This window comes from Parvularcula mediterranea (assembly GCF_013085255.1).
GTDB classification, from domain to species: Bacteria; Pseudomonadota; Alphaproteobacteria; order Caulobacterales; family Parvularculaceae; genus Parvularcula; species Parvularcula mediterranea.
The window spans coordinates 1639800-1657778 of sequence record NZ_JABFCX010000002.1; the positions used below are offsets into that span (position 1 = coordinate 1639800).

Genomic DNA, 17979 nt, shown 5'->3' on the forward strand with positions numbered 1-17979 from the left:
GAGGTGTCTGGACAGTTGGCACTTGTCTCGCACTGGAGAATTCGTCACTGGCGTTCTCAACCCTTAATGACCAGTTAACGGGGACGACCAGGGGGACGGAGACAAATATGACGCAACTTTCCTCTAAAGCGGGCGTGGGGGCGCCTTCTTCGCTGGGTTTCCAGGCGAAGGTGATGGGATCGTTCCTGCGTGATTTCGATGCGCGCACGGCTCTGCGGGCCATTTTCTGCGGGGTTCTGGTGAGTGCAGCCGCTGCGGAAGCTATCCGTTTCGGTGTCGTGGAGCGCCCGCTGTCGCTCTACGCCAACTATGAAGAAGTCGATCCCGTCGTGGCCCGTGTGGGTGACGATGTGCTCCGCGTTTCGGATGCCATGGCCCACGCCATGTACACCGGCGTTGATGCCGAGACCGCCGCGGATGTCCCGAAACTGATCGCCACCGGCACCGTTGAGGATGCTGTGGACCATCTCGCTCTGGCACAGATGGCGCGCGATGCAGGTATCGCTGATGCCCTCGAGATCCGCGCTGCCGTTGCGCTGGCTGAGCGCCAGATCCTCGCTGAGGCGTTCCTCGACACCATTGCCCGCGATGCTGCGTCGGAAGACAAGATCGTCGCTCGCTACGAGGCTGAGAAAGCCACGCTCGAGCGCGACAGCCTGATGCGCCTTTCCAAGATCGTCGTGGAAACGGAAGACGAGGCGAAAGCCCTCGCTGCCCGTTTGCCGCGCGCCAACTTCGCAACCCTCGCCAAGCAGAAGTCGCTGCACCGCCAGACCGGCGAGAATGGCGGCGCCATGGAAGAGCGTCAGATCGCTGAGCTTGGTCCTGAGCTGACCGAAGCCCTCGCGACCCTGCCGATCGGCGGCGTGACCGAGCCGGTTCAGACCGAAGAAGGCTGGACCCTCGTGAAACTCGAAAGCCGCCGCACCCTGCGTCTGGCTCCGCTTTCGGAGCGCCGTGAGGCGATTGCCAAGGCTCTCCGCGAGGAAGCCATTGCCGCTGCGATGGACAAGTCCCGCGACGAGTTTCCGACTCAGGTGCGGTCCGCCGAAGCGATCATCGAAGCTGCGCCGGACTTCCCGGCTGGCATGATCGCCGCTGCCCGCATCAAGAACTGAACAGCGAGGCGTGCTGGTCGTCTCCGCCTGCGCGCTCATTGACCGCGCAGGCCAGGTCCTCCTGACACAACGACCTCCCGGCAAGGCCCATCAGGGCCTCTGGGAATTCCCCGGCGGCAAGGTCGAGGAGGGCGAAGACCCTGCCGAGGCTCTGATCCGCGAACTCCGAGAGGAGCTGGGGATCGACACGCAGACGAGCTGTCTGGCGCCGCTGGCGTTCAATGCGGTCGATGACCTGCTGCTGCTTCTCTTCGTGTGCAGGAAGTACAAGGGCATCCCAGCCCCGCTCGAAGGGCAGGGGCTTGCTTGGACCGCGCCGGGGGATCTCTTGAGCGCCGACCTCGTCCCCGCTGACATACCGTTGGCCGCTGCTGTCCGCGACTTGCTGAGCTAGCAGTCGGCGCGGCCTCTACCTCTCCCTCCGGGAGAGGTCGAAATCTGCAGATTTCGGGTGAGGGCAGGCTACGTTCCGCCTCGAATTCCCTCACCCGAAGCCTTCCGCAGGAAGCCTTCGACCTCTCCCCGAGGGAGAGGTGAAATCACTCATCCTGCATCCGTTGCACCGCATCGGCGAGCGATGCCTTCGCACTTCCTGGCTTCAGAGGCTTGGGCTGGCTCGGATGGGGCGTCCATCCTGTGAGCACGCCGAACTCGAAGAGTGTTTCCTGACCTTCCAGCTCCGCCATGGCCGTTGCCAGCACATCCCGCCTCAATGGCGGCCCCGGCTTCTTCAGCGCCAGCGTCTCCCCCATGCCACGAAGATCCTTGAGCAGCGTCAGTGGCTGGCGATACCGGACCTTCACCGGCTGCACGTCGACCACTGGGAGGGCGAATCCTGCGCGTTGGAGGAGGGCTCCTGCGTCCTTGATCTGCACGAAAGGCGCAACGCGGGGCGCGACCCCTCCGGTCAGCGCAGCCTCGGCGTTTCGCAGGGCTTGCCTCAGGCCCATCAGCGTCTGCTCCGCCGGGAAGCTGCCGATGAAGAGGCCGTCGGGCTCTAGCACCCGCCGCGCCTCCATGAGCGCGCCGGGGAGATCATCCTCAGCGTGGAGGCTCATCAGCGAGACCACGAGGTCGAAGCTGTCGTCCTCAAAGGGCAAGGCTGTCGCGCTCGCCTCGATGGGATCAGCTGCCCCGCGTGCGTTGAGGAAGGCGCCGCTCTCGCCAGCGATCGTCACCTTCCCAACGTCGGCTGCATCGGTCAGCAGCTCTGCCAGAAGCGGTGCCGCCGGACCGTAGAACAGCGCATTTTCGAACCGCTTCTGCACCGTCTCCAGACGGTCGAGAGCATCCTCGGCCACGCGGCGGTGGAGGAAGTCATGCTCAGAAAAGTTGCGTGCCGCACGGGTTAGGCGCAGCTTCCTCACGTGGGGCGCGAAGACTGAGGGCGGCTTTTGATGGACCATCGGGGCGCTGTTCCTCTGGGGCTCTCCGCCATTTGGCAGAGATTGAGCCTGCGCCAAGCCCTTGGCCGCTCTAAGCGACTGAGTGAAGCGCTTCTCTTCCCCGCGTCGTGCCCCCTGACCGGCGAACCCTTGGCCGACGCAGGTGAGTTTTCTGCTGAGGGCTGGGCCAAGCTGGAGCATAGCTCAGACAGAGGGTGCACCCTCTGCGGCGGTCCTGTCCCGGCGGAGCGCGATGGCCCCCTTTGCGGGCCCTGCGCGGCGCCCGACCGCTATCCCCGGAACCTTTGCGGTAAGGGGCGGCTCGACCGGCTCAGGAGCGGCGTGGTCTATGGCGAGGCCGTCGCGAAGCTGATCCTTGAGCTCAAATATGCCGACCGGCACGACGTTGCGGCCCCGCTCGCTGCACTCCTGAGGCAGGCGGTGACAGAGCTCGATCCACCGAAAGACGCCATCCTCGTCCCCGTTCCCCTGCACCCGCAAAGGCTGCGGCAGCGCCGCTATAACCAGGCGCTGGTCCTCGCACGGGCGCTCGGCAAACGCTCAGGCCACCTGGTCGAGGCCGAATTCCTCTTCCGGCGAAAGGCGACGCCGCAGCAGAAGGGCCTCGGCTTCGACGCCCGCTTCCGCAACCTGACCGGCGCTTTCGAGGCGAGCGATAGAGCGAAGGGCCGGAACATCGTCATCGTCGACGATGTTCTCACCTCGGGAGCGACCCTTGTCGGCTGCGCCCGCGCGCTGAGGCGCAATGGTGCGCGATCTGTGATGGCTGTAACCGTTGCGAGGGTTTTCCCGGATAGCAAAGACGCTCAAGTGGAGCTGCCCGAGATCTAGGAGACCGACCTTGGCCAAAGTGACCGTCTACACGAAGATGATGTGCCCCTACTGCATCCGCGCGCTCGATGTTCTGAAAAAGAAGGGCGCCGAGATCGAGGACATTCCGGCCGCCTTCGACAAGGCGAAGAAGCAGGAGATGATCGAGCGATCGGGAGGTCGCATGACCTTCCCGCAGATCTTCATCAATGATGAGCATATCGGCGGCTGCGACGACCTTCTCGCTCTCGACCGCGCAGGCAAGCTCGACGCAAAGCTCGCCGCCTAGGCATGCGCGTCGCGGCGGTGCAGATGCGCTCCGGCATCGACCGGGCAAGCAACCTCGAGGCAGCCGAGGCGCTGATCCGCAAGGCTGCCAGCGAGGGCGCGAGCTTCATCGCGACACCGGAAATGACGACGCTTGTCGATCAGAACCGCAAGCGCATCCTCGCCTCCGTCGCTGAGCCTTCGCCTGACGAAGAGAGCGCCCTCTGTGCCCTGTCGCAGGAGCTGGGCGTCACCCTCTCGATAGGCTCGATGCCGGTGATGGGCGAGAAAGAGGGGATGCTGCGCAACCGTCAGCTTCTCGTCTCCGAAGGCCGGGTCGTGGCGACCTATGACAAGGTGCACCTCTTCGACGTGGACCTCGACACCGGGGAGAGCTGGAAGGAATCGAGCCTCTACGAACCGGGCGAGGAGGCGGTGGTGGCGGACCTTGGCGGGGTGAAGCTCGGCCTCACGGTCTGCTTCGATCTTCGCTTCCCCAAGCTCTACCGCCAGCTTGCCGAAGCCGGGGCGCAGGTCTTCACCGTGCCCGCCGCCTTCACCGTGCCAACCGGCAAGGCCCACTGGCTGACCCTCCTCAAGGCGCGAGCCATCGAGACAGGCAGCTTCGTGATCGCCCCTGCGCAAGGCGGAGAGCATGAGGACGGCCGCAGGACCTATGGCCACTCCGCCATTATCAGCCCCTGGGGCGAGGTGCTGGACGAGCTGCAGCATGACGAGCCGGGCATCGCCTACGCCGATATCGACTTTGCGAAGGTGGCGGACATGCGGTCGCGCATCCCGACCCTCGACCTTGCGCGCGACGCCAAGCTCCGCATCTATAAGGCGTGATGAAGTACTCCCTGCGTTGTTCCGACGGCCACCAGTTCGAAGGCTGGTTCTCCTCCTCCGCCGACTATGACCGGCAGAAGGAAGAGGGCCTGCTCGAGTGTCCCGTCTGCGGCACCGATGAGGTGCAGAAGGCGCTGATGGCTCCTGCCGTGAGGACCAGCCGGCGCGCCGAGAGCTCCCGCGCCATGGAAACCTTCCGACGGGAATGGAACGAAACGGCGAAGAAGGCGCAGGTCTACGTCGAGAAGAACTTCGAGAATGTCGGCAAGCGCTTCCCCGAGGAGGCGCGCAAGATCCACTATGGCGAAGTCGAGGCCAAGCAGATCTACGGCGAGGCTTCTCCGAAAGAGGTGAAGGAGCTGAAGGAGGAGGGAGTCACTGTCGCTCCCGTTCCCCAGCCCGTGCCTGAGCCCTCCGAGGCCAAGAAGAAGCTCAACTGAGTCGAATTGACTCACTGGGGAAAGCGAGCGCGCTGGCGGCGGTCAGTCCGTGTTAAGCTTTTCCCATGCCACTTGATTCGCCAGCCCTTGCCGATGCGCCGCTCCTCGGGGTCGAACACTCCGCCAAGGGACAGGTCTGGAAGCAGCGGCCCATCTGTCGCCGCTCGGCCGATCTGGCGGTCCAGCGCTATGGCGTAGATCCTCTGCTGGCTGACGTTCTTGTCGGCAGGGGTGTCGAGGTCGAGGAGCTGAAGGCGTATCTTTCGCCGAGCCTCAAGAGCTCGATGCCTGACCCGTCGGTTCTTCTTGAGATGGATGAGGCCGCAGCGCGGATCGCTGATGCCGTCGAGCGTGGCGAAACCATCGGCATCTTCGGTGACTATGACGTGGACGGAACGAGCGCGGCATCGCTGCTCTTCCGTTACTTCCGCGAGCTTGGCACCGAGCCGGTTGTTCATCTCCCTGACCGCTTCACTGAAGGCTACGGGCCATCCACGGAAGGCTTCCGCAACCTGGAAGAGCGCGGAGCGAGCCTGATCCTGACCGTCGACTGCGGCTCGAACCACGGCGATGTGGTCGGTCGTTCGTCTGCAGACGTCATTGTTCTCGATCACCATTTGATGGGCGAGCGTCCCGACGTCTTCGCGCTGGTGAATCCGCAGAGGGAAGGGGACCATTCCGGCCTCACCGGGCTGTCGGCAGGCGGCGTGGCCTTCATGGCTGCGGTCGCGACCAACCGCGAGCTGCGCAAGCGCGGCGCGTTTGAGACCAAGCTTGAGCCGAAGCTCATGCGGCTCCTCGACCTTGTGGCCCTGTCTCTCGTTGGTGACGTGATGCCCCTGCGCGGGCTGACGCGGGTGCTGGTCGCCCAGGGCCTGAGGCTCATCGGTACGTTCGAGGAAGGCGGCGGAAATGCTGGCCTGCGCGCACTCGCCGAAGTCGCAGGACTCTCGGGGCAGGCGCAGGTCTCGCATCTTGGCTTCCAGATCGGCCCACGGATCAATGCCGCTGGCCGGATCGGCCATGCGCGGATTGCCTTCGATCTTCTGACCACGGACGAGCCCTCCCGCGCTGCCTCTATCGCCCAGAAGCTGGAGGCCCTCAACAAGGAACGCCGCCGCATCGAGGACGCCGTCCGCCGCGAGGCGCAGGCGCAGGTGGACGCTCAGATCGAGGCGGGCCAGCTCCCCGAAGGCGCAGCTATCGTCGCGGCGGGCGAAGGCTGGCACCCAGGCGTCGTCGGCATCGTCGCGGGCAGGCTGAAGGAGCGCTATCACCGTCCTGCCTTCTGCATCGCCATGGAAGGCGGAAAGGGCACAGGCTCTGGCCGCTCGCTCACTGGCGTCGACCTCGGCTCAGCAGTCTCAGCGGCTGCTGCTGCAGGGGTCATCGACGGCGGAGGCGGCCACGCCATGGCGGCTGGCCTTTCCTTGCGCGAGGAGCAGATCGACGGCTTCCGCGCCTTCCTCGCTGACCGCCTCAGCCAAGACGTCACCATGGCCACCGAAGAGCGCCCCCTGACCATAGACGCGGTCGTCAGCGTCGGTGCCATCCATGGCCGCACGTGCAAAGCCGTTGCTCCGGCAGGTCCTTTCGGAGCTGGCCACCCCGAGCCGCGCTTCGCCGTTGCCGACGTCGTCATCCGTCACGCAAGACAGGTTGGCGACCGCCACCTAGCCATCACCATCGAAGATGCCGTGGGCAACACAGCGAGGGGGATCGCTTTCGGGGTCATCGGCGAGCCGATCGGCGATCTTCTCCAGTCCGGCGACCGCACCCGCCTCCACCTCGCAGGCCGGATCACTCCTGATACATGGAGGGGCGGGGAGGCTGCACAGTTCGAACTCGACGACGCCGCAGAGGCCTGATCGGGACCGATGGGGAAAAGTTGCGCGACAGCAAGGCACAGACCCCAAAAAAGGGGTTGATCGCCCCCTCCCGATTTTCTATGTGCGGCTTTCCGAGCGCTACGGCTCATGCGCTCCCTTCGTCTATCGGTTAGGACGCCAGGTTTTCAACCTGGAAAGAGGGGTTCGATTCCCCTAGGGAGTGCCACTTTTCCCTGCTATTGGAGTGGCCTGAGCTTGTCCACGGCACGCTGCTGCCTGTCTGAAACTGTTCCCAGTTTTTCGAGCTGTCTGGACGGGGGCGCTGCCCTTCGATAGCTCCACCACGCTATGTCCCAGACCCATGTTGCCGCACTCTACCATTTCGCGCCGCTCGATGAGCTTGAGCGCCGCCGCGAGGAGCTGTTCTCGCGGCTTGGGCAGTTGGGCATTCGCGGGACGCTGCTGATCGCCCCTGAGGGGATCAACGGGACGATCGCAGGCCTGCGCGACGGGCTGGATCAGGTCGTCGCGCAGATCCGCTCCTTTCCCGGCTTTGAGGATCTCGAGGTCAAGTGGAGCACGGCTGACGAGCAGCCTTTCCTGCGCACGAAGGTCCGTATCAAGAAGGAAATCGTCACCATGGGCGTTCCGGGAATCGACCCGACGCTGAAAGTGGGGCGCTATGTCGAGGCGCGGGACTGGAACAAGGTGCTCCAGGATCCTGACACGATCGTTGTTGATACGCGTAATGACTATGAGGTTGAGATCGGCACTTTCACAGGTGCGATCAATCCGGACATTGAGAGCTTTCGTGAGTTCCCAGCCTGGTTCGACGCCCTGAAGGCTGAGAACCCGGACAAGCGGATCGCCATGTTCTGCACGGGCGGCATCCGCTGTGAGAAGTCGACGTCCTATGCCATTCAGCAGGGTGCGGAGGATGTCGTGCACCTCAAGGGCGGGATCCTCAAATATCTCGAGCATGTCGATCAAGCCGATAGCCAGTGGGAAGGCGAGTGCTTCGTCTTCGACGGGCGCGTCGCGGTCCGGCACGGGCTAGAGGAGGGGACCTACGACCTCTGCCATGCCTGTCGGCGCCCAATCGACGAAGAGATGAAAGCAGACGCGCGCTACGTGCCTGGTGTCTCCTGCCCACACTGCGTTGATGCGGTTACGGATGAAAAGCGGGAACGCTTCGCTGAACGCCAGAAGCAGATGGAGCTGGCCAAGGCCCGCGGGACCCAGCACCTAGGCGTCAAGCAGGACGGCTGATCATGGGTGAGACTCTCCCGACGCTCTACTCCTTCCGCCGCTGCCCGTACGCCATGCGCGCAAGGATGGCTTTGGTCGTGACGGGTCAGCGGGTGATGCTCCGTGAGCTGATCCTTCGTGACAAGCCTCCCGAGATGCTGGCAGCCTCGCCTAAAGGAACCGTCCCAGTTCTGGTGCTTCCTAATGGTGAGGTGATTGATGAAAGCCTCGCGGTCATGGATTGGGCGGCGAGCAAAGCGCCCGACGCGTTCGGGTTGCCGACGCCAGACGGCGCCCAGCTGATCGAGCGAAATGATGGTCAGTTCAAGCGCGACCTCGATCGGTACAAGTACCCGACCCGCTACGAAGACGTAGACCCGCTCGAGCACCGCGCCTCAGGAGCAGAGTTTCTCACCGCGATTGACGAGGCTCTTTCAGGCACGGGCCAGCTTCAGGGGCAGGAAGCTGGGTACACGGACTACGCAGTCTTCCCCTTTATCAGGCAGTTCCGCATCGCCGATCCTGAATGGTTCGACGCACAACCGTGGCCGCAGCTGCATCCCTGGCTCCAAGCGCACATCACCTCCGACCTGTTCAAGCAGATCATGCGCAAATACTCTCTCTTCGCGGAGACGGGCGAGGAGCATGAATTCGGCTGTCCTTCTTCTTGAACCTGCGGTTCTACGCTCCGTGCACGGCAAACTTCACCTGGTCGTGACCCAGCGCGCAACCTTAACGGGACTTCACCCGAACGGGATCTCCTCCAGCCCGTTCGTTAGGTGAAGCTGCTTTCGAGCGGCGCGAAAAAATACAAGGAGGCATATTATGAGCAATTTTGGCACGCTGAAGGAACTCTACGTCGACCAGCTGCAGGATAACTATTCTGCCAACAAACAAATGGCATCGATCCTTGCCGATTTTGAAGGGGTCGTGGAGACGCCGAAGCTGAAGCAGTACCTGCGCAACAGCCATGACAAGATCGTCGAGCACCAGACGACGCTTGAAACGGTCATCAAGAGCCATGACGCAGACCCCAATGGCGAGCACTGCAAAGGCATGCAGGGTCTCGTCCGTGAGGGCCGCGCCCATGGTCTCGAGCCGGAGTTTTCGGACAAGAAGGTCCAGGAAGCCGCGATCATTGCGCAGCTGAACCGCATGAACCACTACGGTCTCGCAGGCTACGGTACGACGAAAGCAATGGCCCAGGAGCTTGGTCTCGAACGCGACCAGCAGCTCATCCAGAAGGGTCTGGACGACATCTATGATGGCGACCGCTTCGTCAGTTTCCTCGCAGAGGAACGCATCAACGAACAGGCCGCAGCCTAACAGTCAGGCAGCTGAGTAACTTGAAAGGGCCGTCCCTACCGGGGCGGCCTTTTTCGTGCGCGACACTTTGCGACAAAGATCGCGTGGCTGGGGACACTTCTGGGACAGCGAACTCTGATCCTTGAGGGGCGAAAGGAGACATCCCATGCGAAACGTCCTGATCCTTGCCCTGACCACCTTTGCGGTTGCTGCTTGCGCCAGCAGCCAGGCGAATGCCGGGTGGCGATTGAACCCCGCGCTCTGCCCCGACCTGCGGGAGGATGTGAGGGATCGAGCCGTGACGCGCGGCGTGCGTGATCTTCGCGAAGACCGGCGGGACGAGCGGGTGGTGAACTGTCCGCGTTCGGCTTTCGTCTACACGGATGCCCGCGGCAGGGCCCTCAGAAATCCCCCCGTCCTGCCGCGTGCCTATGGCCGGGTCTATCTCGGTCCGCGCGGTGCTTATTACACCGTGTACGGCGGACGGCGCCGATCCCTCGCCGTCATTCGCCTCTAGGAGCTCAGCCCTCGAGCTCCTCCCGTTTCATCTCGAGCTCGAGCCATTGCTCTTCCGCCGCGGCCAGGTCTTCCTGCGCCGCGGTCAGGCCTTTCTGGGCCTTGTCGAAGGCTGCCGGGTCCTTGGTGAAGAGGTCTGGATCAGAAAGGGCAGCCTCATGCTTGGCGATAGATACCTCGAGTTCTTCCATCCGTGAGGGGAGGGTTTCGAGGGCGTGCTTGTCCTTGAAGCTGAGCTTTCCGGACGGTTTCTTCTTCTGAGGGGCCGAGCCGCCGGTTTTCTTCGCGGCGGGCGCGGCATCTTTGGGCACGGTAGCGCCTTTGCGCTGGGCCATCATGTCGTCATAGCCGCCGGGATATTCGCGCCAGCGTCCAGGGCCTTCTTCAGGGACAGGGGTCAGAGTGCTGGTGACCACCCGGTCGAGGAAATCCCGGTCGTGGCTGACCAGCATCAACGTACCCTGATAATTCGCCAGCGCCTCTTCGAGAACGTCGAGCGTCTCGAGGTCGAGATCGTTGGTCGGCTCGTCTAGGACGAGAAGGTTCGACGGCTTGGCCAGCGCGATGGCGAGGGCCAGCCTGCCACGCTCACCGCCCGACAGCGCACCGATCGGCTGGCGCGCCTGCTCGGGCGAGAAGAGGAAATCCTTGAGATAGCTGAGCGCATGGCGCGGCTGGCCGCCGATGGTGATCTGGTCGCCGCGACCTTCGGTCAGCGCATCCATGAGGCGGGTGTTGTCTTTCAGGCCCGCGCGTTCCTGATCGAGGCCAACGATTTCGAGCTTCGTTCCGTGCCGCACGCTTCCCTCATCAGCCTGCTGCTGATCGAGAAGGAGGCGGAGGAGGGTGGTCTTGCCCGCGCCATTGGGTCCGACCAAGCCCAGCCTGTCACCCCGGGCGAGCTTGAGGTTCAGGTCTTTGACAATAGGCCTGTCGCCATAAGCGAAGCTGATGCCCTTCGCCTCGATGACGAGCTTGCCTGACGCTTCTGCCTCGCTGACGGAGAGGTCGACCGAGCCCTGTGGGCCGCGCCATTCTGCGCGCTGCTGGCGCAAGTAGCCGAGTTCCGCCAGCCTACGGACATTCCGCTTACGTCGTCCGCTGACCCCATGGCGAAGCCAATGCTCCTCGCGCACGATCTTGCGGTCGAGCTTGTGGGCGGCGAGTTCTTCCTCTTCGAAGACTTGATCGCGCCAGTCTTCGAAGCCTTTGAACCCCTTGTCCCGGTGCTTCGTCTCGCCACGGTCGAGCCAGACGGTCTCGCGGGTGATGTTCTCGAGGAAGCGCCGGTCGTGGCTGATCAGGACGATGGCCGACCGCAGCCGCGCCAGCTCGCCTTCAAGCCAGAGGATTGTGTCGAGGTCGAGGTGGTTGGTCGGCTCATCCAGCAGCAGAACCTCCGGCTGCGGAGCAAGTGCGCGGGCAATGGCCACACGGCGCTTCTCCCCACCGGAGAGGGGCTTGGGATCGGACTGCGGATCGACGCCGAGTTCCGCCAGCAGCCTCCCCACTTCTCCCGGGTCATCGGTTGGCGCCAGGCCGTCCAGCACCACGTCCTCTGCCGTTGCGAAACGCGAGAAGTCCGGGTCCTGTTCGAGATAACGGAAGGTGGTGCCGGACTTGACCGTGCGCTCGCCGCCGTCGGGTTCGACGATGCCTGCCGCGATCTTGAGGAAGGTCGACTTGCCGGAGCCGTTGCGTCCGACGAGCGCGATCCTCGCGCCCTGGTGAACGATCATCTCCGCCGACGTGAGGAGTGGGTCGCCTCCAAACGTGAGCGCAATATCTTTGAGCGAGAGAAGAGGCGCTGCCATCTGCCGGGGCTAACCGCCGTCAGGCCCGGATGCAATCACCGCCCGAACCTGCAAAGGGAAAACCATGTTGAGAATCGTTGCCATCGCCTTCGCCCTCATATCCGCGGCTTCGGCCCAGAATACGGCGGGCGTATTCGGGCCCAAGATCAACCGTGACCACAAGCTCGCCGAGTACCGGTTCTCGTCAGGGGAAATCTTCGATGAGCTGACCCCCTGGGCCCAGCGGATCTTCTATGAGCAGGCCTTCACCGACAACATGATGTGGCGGGTCGAGTACCAGTGGCGTGACACGTCTGAGTTCACCGACGCCGAGTTCGACTTTGTCCGCGGCATGCTCTGGATCGACGCAGGTCAGATCACCGAAAACTGGCACACAGGTTTCCGGCTTGATGCACGGATCAGAGATGGTGCACGGCCCGACGATTTCGCGACCAGTTGGTCGAACCAGTTCAATATCTCCGACACGGTCTTCGCGCGGTTCGTCGTCATGGGTTTCTTCAATGTCGGCGATGGCGTGGACTCAACGCCGATCATCGAGACCCGGTCGAGCCTCTACAAAAGCCTCTCCAGCGGCCACAGCATCGGTGTCGAGCTCTACGACAATTTCGGCCGGGCCAATGATTTCCGCTCCTTCGATGAAGGCCGACACGAGATTGCTCCCGTCGTCACCTGGCCGATCCCGGGGCCCTACACGCTCTACACCAGCGTGGCGTTCGGACTCTCCGATCCGATGCCCGACTATGGCCTGCGTCTGAGGGTCGGTCGGCGTTTCTGACGCTCGCATGGGTTGAGGGGAGAGCAGAGCTTTCTCCTCGCTTCCGAGCGCTTGGGCGCTAGGCTCCCCCTTGTCTGAAGACGAGGTCACGCCATGCTTTTCTCCCTAACCGCCGCCCTGATGCTCTCCGCCGCTGCGGTGGACGACCACGCCGCTGAAGCGCCCAAGGCGACTTCGCAATCCAAGGTCAGCCAAGCGCACAGCGAAACGGTCATGACCTGGTCAGCAGGCGGGACGCGCTTCGACTACACGGTGCGCGCGGGGTTCCTCCCGCTGGGCCCGGAAGGGGCGCCGGACGTTGAAATCTTCCACACGGCTTATTTGAAGCAGGACATCGACCCGGCCGAGCGCCCGATCACCTTCGTCTTCAATGGCGGCCCGGGCGCGGCGTCGGTCTACCTGCACATGGGCTCACTCGGCCCAAAGCGGATCGGCTTCACCGAGGATGGCGACCTCAAGGCACCGCCCGCGACCGTCGAGGACAATCCCGACAGCTGGCTCCCCTATACGGATCTCGTCTTCATCGACCCCGTAGGCACAGGCTTCTCCCGCTTCGTCGGCGAGGCTGCGGAGATGGAAGGCGGTGAGCCGAAGGGCGCCAAGGACTATCAATCCGTAGACGGAGACCTGCGGGCGCTCGGCGAGTTCATCGAGCGCTGGCTGGCCGAGAACAAGCGATTCCGCTCGCCCGTCGTCGTCGCCGGTGAGAGCTATGGCGGCTTCCGCGCGGCGATGCTGGCGCAGCTGCTGCCGAAGAGCCACGACGTGCCGCTCTCCGGCTCCGTGCTCATCTCGCCGAAGTTCGACCTCTTCGGGGGCAGGAGCGACGGCCTCCACCCTGCGCCGTGGCTGACCCGCGTGCCGAGCTACGCCGCCAGCGCCGCAAGCCAGGGCAGGGGGCTAGCCGACGAGAAGATCACGACGCTTGAGGGGATGGAGGACATCCTCAACGAAGCCGAAGCTTTCGCGGTGGGCGACTTCACACGGTACCTCGTGCAAGGCGAGCTGATGCCGCTGCCCGAGCAGGCCGACATCCTGAAGCGCTTTGCAGAGATTACAGGACTGCCTGAAGACTTCGTCCGTATGCAGCGCGGACGGGTATCGCAGTCGGAATATGCCAGCGCGCTCCTCAGGGACAAAGGCGAGCTGGTCGGCATCTACGATGCGACCATTGCTGTAACGGACCCGGAGCCTGAGGATTTCGAGAGCGGCTACGCCTCGGATCCACTTTTCGTCCTGTCCGGGCCCTATCGCGCGGGGCTGATCAGCTTCCTGTCCGAAGAGGTCGGATTCGAGATGCCTGACCGCCGGTACGACAGCCTCTCAGGCTCGGTGAGCTCAGCATGGCGCTACTATGTCGGCTCCGCCAAACGGCCCCAGCCGCCCGCCGCCGCCATGGCGATGCGCGAAGGGCTGAGCATGAACAAGCACCTGAAGGTCTGGATCACCCACGGCGCCATGGACCTGCAGACGCCTTATTTTGAGACGGCGTATGTTGTGGCCAACATGGGCATCCCTGAGGCCGTGCGCGAGAATGTGACGCTCACCAACTATTATGGCGGGCACATGTACTACATGCACCCTCAGTCATCGGAACAATTCGCCGAGGATACCGCCGAGTTCTTCGAAAGCTTGGGGGAATAGGGACCCCTTACCTCTCCCTTCGGGAGAGGTCGAAATCTATCTGATTTCGGGTGAGGGTGAATGGAGTGCGACGTTGCTCGCCCTCACCCAAAGCCTGCTGGCGCAGCCTTTGACCTCTCCCGGAGGGAGAGGTGGTCAACGCTTCGATCAATCAAAAAGGCTTGAAACCGACTCTTCATTCGCGATCCGGCGGATCGCTTCGGAGAGGAGCCGGTCGATCGACACGACTTCGATCTTCTTCGCCCCATCCCGGCGACCGTCATTGCCGATCGTGTCGGTGATCACGAGGCGCTTCAGGTGCTCAGACGTCTCGACGCGCTCGACGGCTTTGCCCGAGAGAACACCGTGGGAGACGTAGGCTTCAACGGACTTGGCGCCCTTATTCATCAGCGCGGTCGCTGCGTTGACGAGCGTGCCGCCCGAATCGGCGATGTCGTCGAACAGGATGCACTCCATCCCCTTCACGTCACCGATGATGTTCATGACTTCCGAGACGCCGGCCTTCTCCCGTCGCTTGTCGACGATAGCGAGAGGCGCATCGCCGAGGCGCTTCGAGAGCGCGCGGGCGCGGACAACGCCGCCGACGTCCGGCGAGACGACGCAGACATTGGAGAGGTCGTCCTGACGCTGGCGGCGGATGTGATCCTCCATCACCGGGGTCGCGTAGAGGTTGTCGGTCGGGATATCGAAGAAGCCCTGGATCTGCCCGGCGTGGAGATCCATCGTCAGCACACGGTCAGCACCTGCCGTGGTGATGAGGTTAGCCGCCAGCTTCGCCGTGATCGGGGTGCGGGGACCCGCTTTCCGGTCCTGCCTTGCATAGCCGAAATAGGGAATCACCGCCGTGATCCGGCTGGCCGACGCGCGGGCGAGGGCGTCGATCATGATGAGCAGTTCCATCATGTGATCGTTTGCCGGGTTCGACGTCGACTGGATGACGAAGACGTCCTCGCCGCGGACATTCTCTTGAATTTCCACGTGAACTTCGGAGTCGTTGAAGCGCTTCACATGCGCTTTTGCGACGGGGACATCGAGGCGTTTCGAGATGGCTTCGGCAAGGGGAAGGTTCGAGTTGCCGGCGAGGATTTTCATGGCGCTGGGCTCCTGGACGCTGGCGCGTTTGTGACCCTCCCGTGACAGGAGTCAAGCAGGCCGAGCGACGCCCGGGACAATAGCCGACAGGTTGTGCCCGAACTGCTTCTCACCAGCGTGGCAGGCGGCGCGGTACGAGAAGAAACGCTGAGGCTCCGCCAACGTGTTGCCGCCCGTATCCGCGATCAGGTCGTCACTGATTCCCGCCTCGATCAGCCGGGCGCGCACGAAGCCGGTGTGGTCGTAGTGCCAGTGCTCGGCGTCCTTTTTCGTGAAGAACTGATCTGCGTCCGGATATTTTGCAGTGACTTCCGAAAGAAGGTCTTCCCGAACCTCGAAATGGCTGCCGCGCAGGTGGGGCCCAATCGCCGCGCGCAGGTTCTCCCGCGCCACGCCTTCGGCTTCCATCAGCGCTACGGTGGCTTCGAGGATGCCGCCGAGGCTCCCTCTCCAACCGGCGTGGGCCGCCGCAACAAGATCGCCACCATCGAACAGCACAGGCACGCAGTCAGCCGCGAGAACACCGACCGCAAGACCGGCCTTGCCCGTCACCAGCGCATCGGCTTCGGGCCGCTGATCTGGGGGGAAGGGCTCCCCCACGAGGATCGCCCGAGCCGAATGGGTCTGCTTCGCGGTCAGCACATGCTCAGCACCGAGAGCTTCTGTCATACGTTGCCGATTCTCGGTGACGGGCTCTAGCTCGTCGCCCGAATGAAGGCTGCCGTTGAGGGAGGCGAAGATTCCCTCCGACACACCGCCTTCACGCCCGAAGAACCCGTGGGGCGCATTGAGGAGATTACTCGTCAGTCTCGGGATCATTCAAAACCCGGCGGAACGTCAGCACCCTTGGGGCTGAGGCACAGGACCTTAAACAGAGAGCCCATCCCATCCCGGTCGATCAGGCGGAGCGCGCCCGACCGGAAGAGCTCGCGCTTCTCCTTGTCCTTGATGCCTTTCTCGACAGCCTCGAGGCGGATCTTGAGGCCGAGGCGTTCCAGGAAGTCACCCTGCCTGACGGGGCCATCGACGCGCATGTCCTGCTGGCGTCCCTGCCGCGCGAGGGCCGCGAAATCGACATGGGCGGTGATGTCAGCAAGGCCCGGCTTCTCGAGCACCGGCCAGAACTTATGCCCCTTCATCGCCTGCAGCGTGTCGCCATAGCCTGAACGGCCGTGGCCGTAGTCGATGATCAGGGCACGGCCCTTATGCTCACGCAGGCGGTGGCTGATTTCCGCCACGACTTCGCCCGCTGCGGTGCAGACTTCGAAGACGCTTTCGGGCTGGGCGCCGGGAGGCATCCCCGTTTGCTCGCCATAGGTCTGCTCTGAAAGGACGAAGGCCAGCTTTCCGTCATCGCCGAGGCCGACAAGACGCTCCCTCCACGGAGCATCATCGCGCGCCGAGGTCCTTACGAATTGCCGGATAGGCAGGCAGTCGAAAAACTCGTTGCCCACGAGGAGGAGGGGACCTGGCGGCACATCGTCGAGCTTGTCGGCCCAGGTAATCCTGACACCAGCATCGGCAAGAAGCCGCTTCTGGGCATAGCGCATCCTGCCGGATGCCTCGATCATGTAGACGTGGGCCGCCTTAAGGAACCGCGGCCTGACCTTCGCGACACGAAGGATGTCGTTCATCAGCGTACCGCGGCCGGGGCCCAGTTCGACAAGGTTGAACGCTGAGGGCGCGCCGATCGCTTCCCAGCTGTGCACGAGCCACGAGCCGATCAGCTCACCGAAGATCTGGCTGATCTCAGGCGAGGTCGTGAAATCGCCCTTCGTGCCCAGAGCTTCCTGCGTCGCGTAATAGCCATGCTGGGGATGGACCAGTGCATCGGTCATGAAGTCCCCGACACGGATCGGTCCGTGGTCGCGGATCAGGTCGACAAGCCTTGTCTCCAGCGGTGTGGGTTCGTGGGCCTCGCTCACGCCGCGCTCCTCGCGGGGCCTCCGAGCTTCGGATGCACCCGGTAGAAGAGGAACGCTCCGAGCAGCACCATCGGAAGCGACAGCAGCATCCCGCGCGTCAGGAAGCCAAGTGTCGCCGCATAGGTGTCGGGCTCGCGGAAGAACTCCACGAAGAACCGGCTCGCGCCATATCCGAGGAGGAAGAGACCGGTGGCTGCGCCCCGGAACCTGAGGATGCGGAACCGGGTCACCGCGATGCGGATCACTATGAAGAGGACGAGGCCCTCGAGCGCTGCCTCATAAAGCTGGCTGGGGTGCCGGGGAACGGCGTCAGCGGCGTAGACCCACTCGCCAGAGGCACGGTCGTAATATTGCGGGAAGCGCATGCCGATCCAGCTGTCCGTCGCGCGGCCATAGAGCTCGGCATTGATGAAGTTGGCGAGCCTTCCGAAGAAGAGCCCGATGGGCGCTGCGCAGGCAAGGAGGTCGCCGATCCGCAAAGGGTCTGTGCCGCGCTTCTTCGCAAACAGCACCGTCACGATGGCCACGCCGATCAGCCCGCCATGGAAGCTCATGCCGCCGGTCCAGACGGCCAAAGGCGGCCAGATTGGCACCGTGCCTAGAAGCTGCGGCCACTCTGACAGGCTCTGCCACATCAGCTCAGGCCGGTAGAACAGGACGAACCCCAGCCTGCCGCCGAGGATCACGCCTAGGATGATCCAGCTCACAAAATCGTCGAGCTTTTCCTTGTCGAGGGGCGGCGTCTCGGGGTTCTTGATCGACCCCCGCGCGTTCCAAAGCGGCTGCTGCTTGAGGAGGCGGTTCAGGTAGATCCAACCGAGCGCAATTCCCGCCAGATAGGCAAGGGCATACCAGCGGATCGGAAGCGGTCCGAGATGGAAGAAGACTGGGTCAATCTCAGGAAAGGACATGGGAGGGGCCTTAGTGCGTTTGTGCGGGGA

Annotated in this window: 19 protein-coding genes and 1 tRNA gene; 14 read left to right on the forward strand and 6 right to left on the reverse strand. The window is 63.5% G+C overall.

What is annotated here, in order from left to right:
* The first annotated feature begins 107 nt into the window (after positions 1 to 107).
* Positions 108 to 1118: a peptidylprolyl isomerase gene (locus tag HK107_RS08490; protein WP_173198513.1), complete on the forward strand. Its 1011-nt coding sequence runs from the start codon at positions 108 to 110 to the stop codon at positions 1116 to 1118.
* A 10-nt stretch (positions 1119 to 1128) separates the two neighbouring features.
* Positions 1129 to 1512 carry a (deoxy)nucleoside triphosphate pyrophosphohydrolase gene (locus HK107_RS08495; RefSeq protein ID WP_332871528.1) on the forward strand — a complete coding sequence of 128 codons (384 nt, stop codon included), beginning with the start codon at positions 1129 to 1131 and terminating at the stop codon, positions 1510 to 1512.
* Positions 1513 to 1657: 145 nt separating this feature from the next.
* Here HK107_RS08495 and HK107_RS08500 read toward each other — a convergent pair whose 3' ends face one another.
* The gene (locus tag HK107_RS08500) at positions 1658 to 2524 is read right to left on the reverse strand and encodes a class I SAM-dependent methyltransferase (protein ID WP_173198515.1); all 867 of its coding nucleotides are present in this window, start codon (positions 2522 to 2524) and stop codon (positions 1658 to 1660) included.
* Between HK107_RS08500 and HK107_RS08505 the strand changes: the two genes are divergently transcribed.
* From HK107_RS08505 to HK107_RS08550, 10 genes are all read left to right on the forward strand, one after another.
* Positions 2516 to 3355: a ComF family protein gene (locus HK107_RS08505; protein ID WP_173198517.1), complete on the forward strand. Its 840-nt coding sequence runs from the start codon at positions 2516 to 2518 to the stop codon at positions 3353 to 3355. The genes HK107_RS08500 and HK107_RS08505 overlap by 9 nt on opposite strands.
* Positions 3356 to 3365: 10 nt before the next feature.
* Positions 3366 to 3623, forward strand: coding sequence for a glutaredoxin 3 (grxC, locus tag HK107_RS08510; RefSeq protein ID WP_173198519.1), 258 nt, complete (start codon positions 3366 to 3368; stop codon positions 3621 to 3623).
* A 2-nt stretch (positions 3624 to 3625) separates the two neighbouring features.
* Positions 3626 to 4450 carry a carbon-nitrogen hydrolase family protein gene (locus HK107_RS08515; RefSeq protein ID WP_173198521.1) on the forward strand — a complete coding sequence of 275 codons (825 nt, stop codon included), beginning with the start codon at positions 3626 to 3628 and terminating at the stop codon, positions 4448 to 4450.
* On the forward strand, positions 4447 to 4890 hold the full coding sequence (locus tag HK107_RS08520) for a DUF1178 family protein (RefSeq protein WP_173198523.1): 444 nt from the start codon (positions 4447 to 4449) through the stop codon (positions 4888 to 4890). The genes HK107_RS08515 and HK107_RS08520 overlap by 4 nt, the downstream gene beginning before the upstream one ends.
* 65 nt (positions 4891 to 4955) lie before the next feature.
* Entirely contained in the window at positions 4956 to 6758 is a 1803-nt protein-coding gene (recJ, locus tag HK107_RS08525) for a single-stranded-DNA-specific exonuclease RecJ (protein WP_173198525.1), read from the forward strand.
* Between the two features lie 112 nt (positions 6759 to 6870).
* A tRNA-Glu gene (locus HK107_RS08530) sits at positions 6871 to 6945 on the forward strand.
* A 122-nt stretch (positions 6946 to 7067) separates the two neighbouring features.
* Positions 7068 to 7988: an oxygen-dependent tRNA uridine(34) hydroxylase TrhO gene (trhO, locus tag HK107_RS08535; protein WP_173198527.1), complete on the forward strand. Its 921-nt coding sequence runs from the start codon at positions 7068 to 7070 to the stop codon at positions 7986 to 7988.
* A 2-nt stretch (positions 7989 to 7990) separates the two neighbouring features.
* Positions 7991 to 8638, forward strand: coding sequence for a glutathione S-transferase (locus HK107_RS08540; protein WP_173198529.1), 648 nt, complete (start codon positions 7991 to 7993; stop codon positions 8636 to 8638).
* A 154-nt stretch (positions 8639 to 8792) separates the two neighbouring features.
* Positions 8793 to 9293 carry a YciE/YciF ferroxidase family protein gene (locus tag HK107_RS08545; protein ID WP_173198531.1) on the forward strand — a complete coding sequence of 167 codons (501 nt, stop codon included), beginning with the start codon at positions 8793 to 8795 and terminating at the stop codon, positions 9291 to 9293.
* 145 nt (positions 9294 to 9438) lie between these two features.
* On the forward strand, positions 9439 to 9789 hold the full coding sequence (locus tag HK107_RS08550) for a hypothetical protein (RefSeq protein ID WP_173198533.1): 351 nt from the start codon (positions 9439 to 9441) through the stop codon (positions 9787 to 9789).
* A 4-nt stretch (positions 9790 to 9793) separates the two neighbouring features.
* Here HK107_RS08550 and HK107_RS08555 read toward each other — a convergent pair whose 3' ends face one another.
* On the reverse strand, positions 9794 to 11602 hold the full coding sequence (locus HK107_RS08555) for an ABC-F family ATP-binding cassette domain-containing protein (RefSeq protein ID WP_173198535.1): 1809 nt from the start codon (positions 11600 to 11602) through the stop codon (positions 9794 to 9796).
* Positions 11603 to 11666: 64 nt separating this feature from the next.
* Between HK107_RS08555 and HK107_RS08560 the strand changes: the two genes are divergently transcribed.
* Together HK107_RS08560 and HK107_RS08565 are read left to right on the forward strand one after the other, a co-directional pair.
* Complete coding sequence (locus HK107_RS08560) at positions 11667 to 12377, forward strand: hypothetical protein (RefSeq protein ID WP_173198537.1); 711 nt, start codon at positions 11667 to 11669, stop codon at positions 12375 to 12377.
* 93 nt (positions 12378 to 12470) lie between these two features.
* Complete coding sequence (locus HK107_RS08565; protein ID WP_173198539.1) at positions 12471 to 14021, forward strand: S10 family peptidase; 1551 nt, start codon at positions 12471 to 12473, stop codon at positions 14019 to 14021.
* A 147-nt stretch (positions 14022 to 14168) separates the two neighbouring features.
* On the opposite strand, the gene HK107_RS08570 is transcribed toward HK107_RS08565, so the two are convergent.
* From HK107_RS08570 to lgt, 4 genes are read right to left on the reverse strand one after another with little or no spacing between them, the layout of a single operon-like run.
* On the reverse strand, positions 14169 to 15113 hold the full coding sequence (locus HK107_RS08570) for a ribose-phosphate pyrophosphokinase (protein WP_173198541.1): 945 nt from the start codon (positions 15111 to 15113) through the stop codon (positions 14169 to 14171).
* A gap of 51 nt (positions 15114 to 15164) precedes the next feature.
* A complete protein-coding gene (gene pgeF, locus HK107_RS08575) occupies positions 15165 to 15932 on the reverse strand; it encodes a peptidoglycan editing factor PgeF (RefSeq protein WP_173198543.1) in 768 nt (255 codons plus the stop codon).
* Positions 15929 to 17038, reverse strand: a complete 1110-nt coding sequence (locus tag HK107_RS08580; RefSeq protein WP_173198545.1) for a class I SAM-dependent methyltransferase — start codon at positions 17036 to 17038, stop codon at positions 15929 to 15931. The genes pgeF and HK107_RS08580 overlap by 4 nt, the downstream gene beginning before the upstream one ends.
* Complete coding sequence (lgt, locus tag HK107_RS08585; RefSeq protein ID WP_173198547.1) at positions 17035 to 17949, reverse strand: prolipoprotein diacylglyceryl transferase; 915 nt, start codon at positions 17947 to 17949, stop codon at positions 17035 to 17037. Before lgt ends, HK107_RS08580 begins: the two co-directional genes overlap by 4 nt.
* Positions 17950 to 17979: the final 30 nt, after the last annotated feature.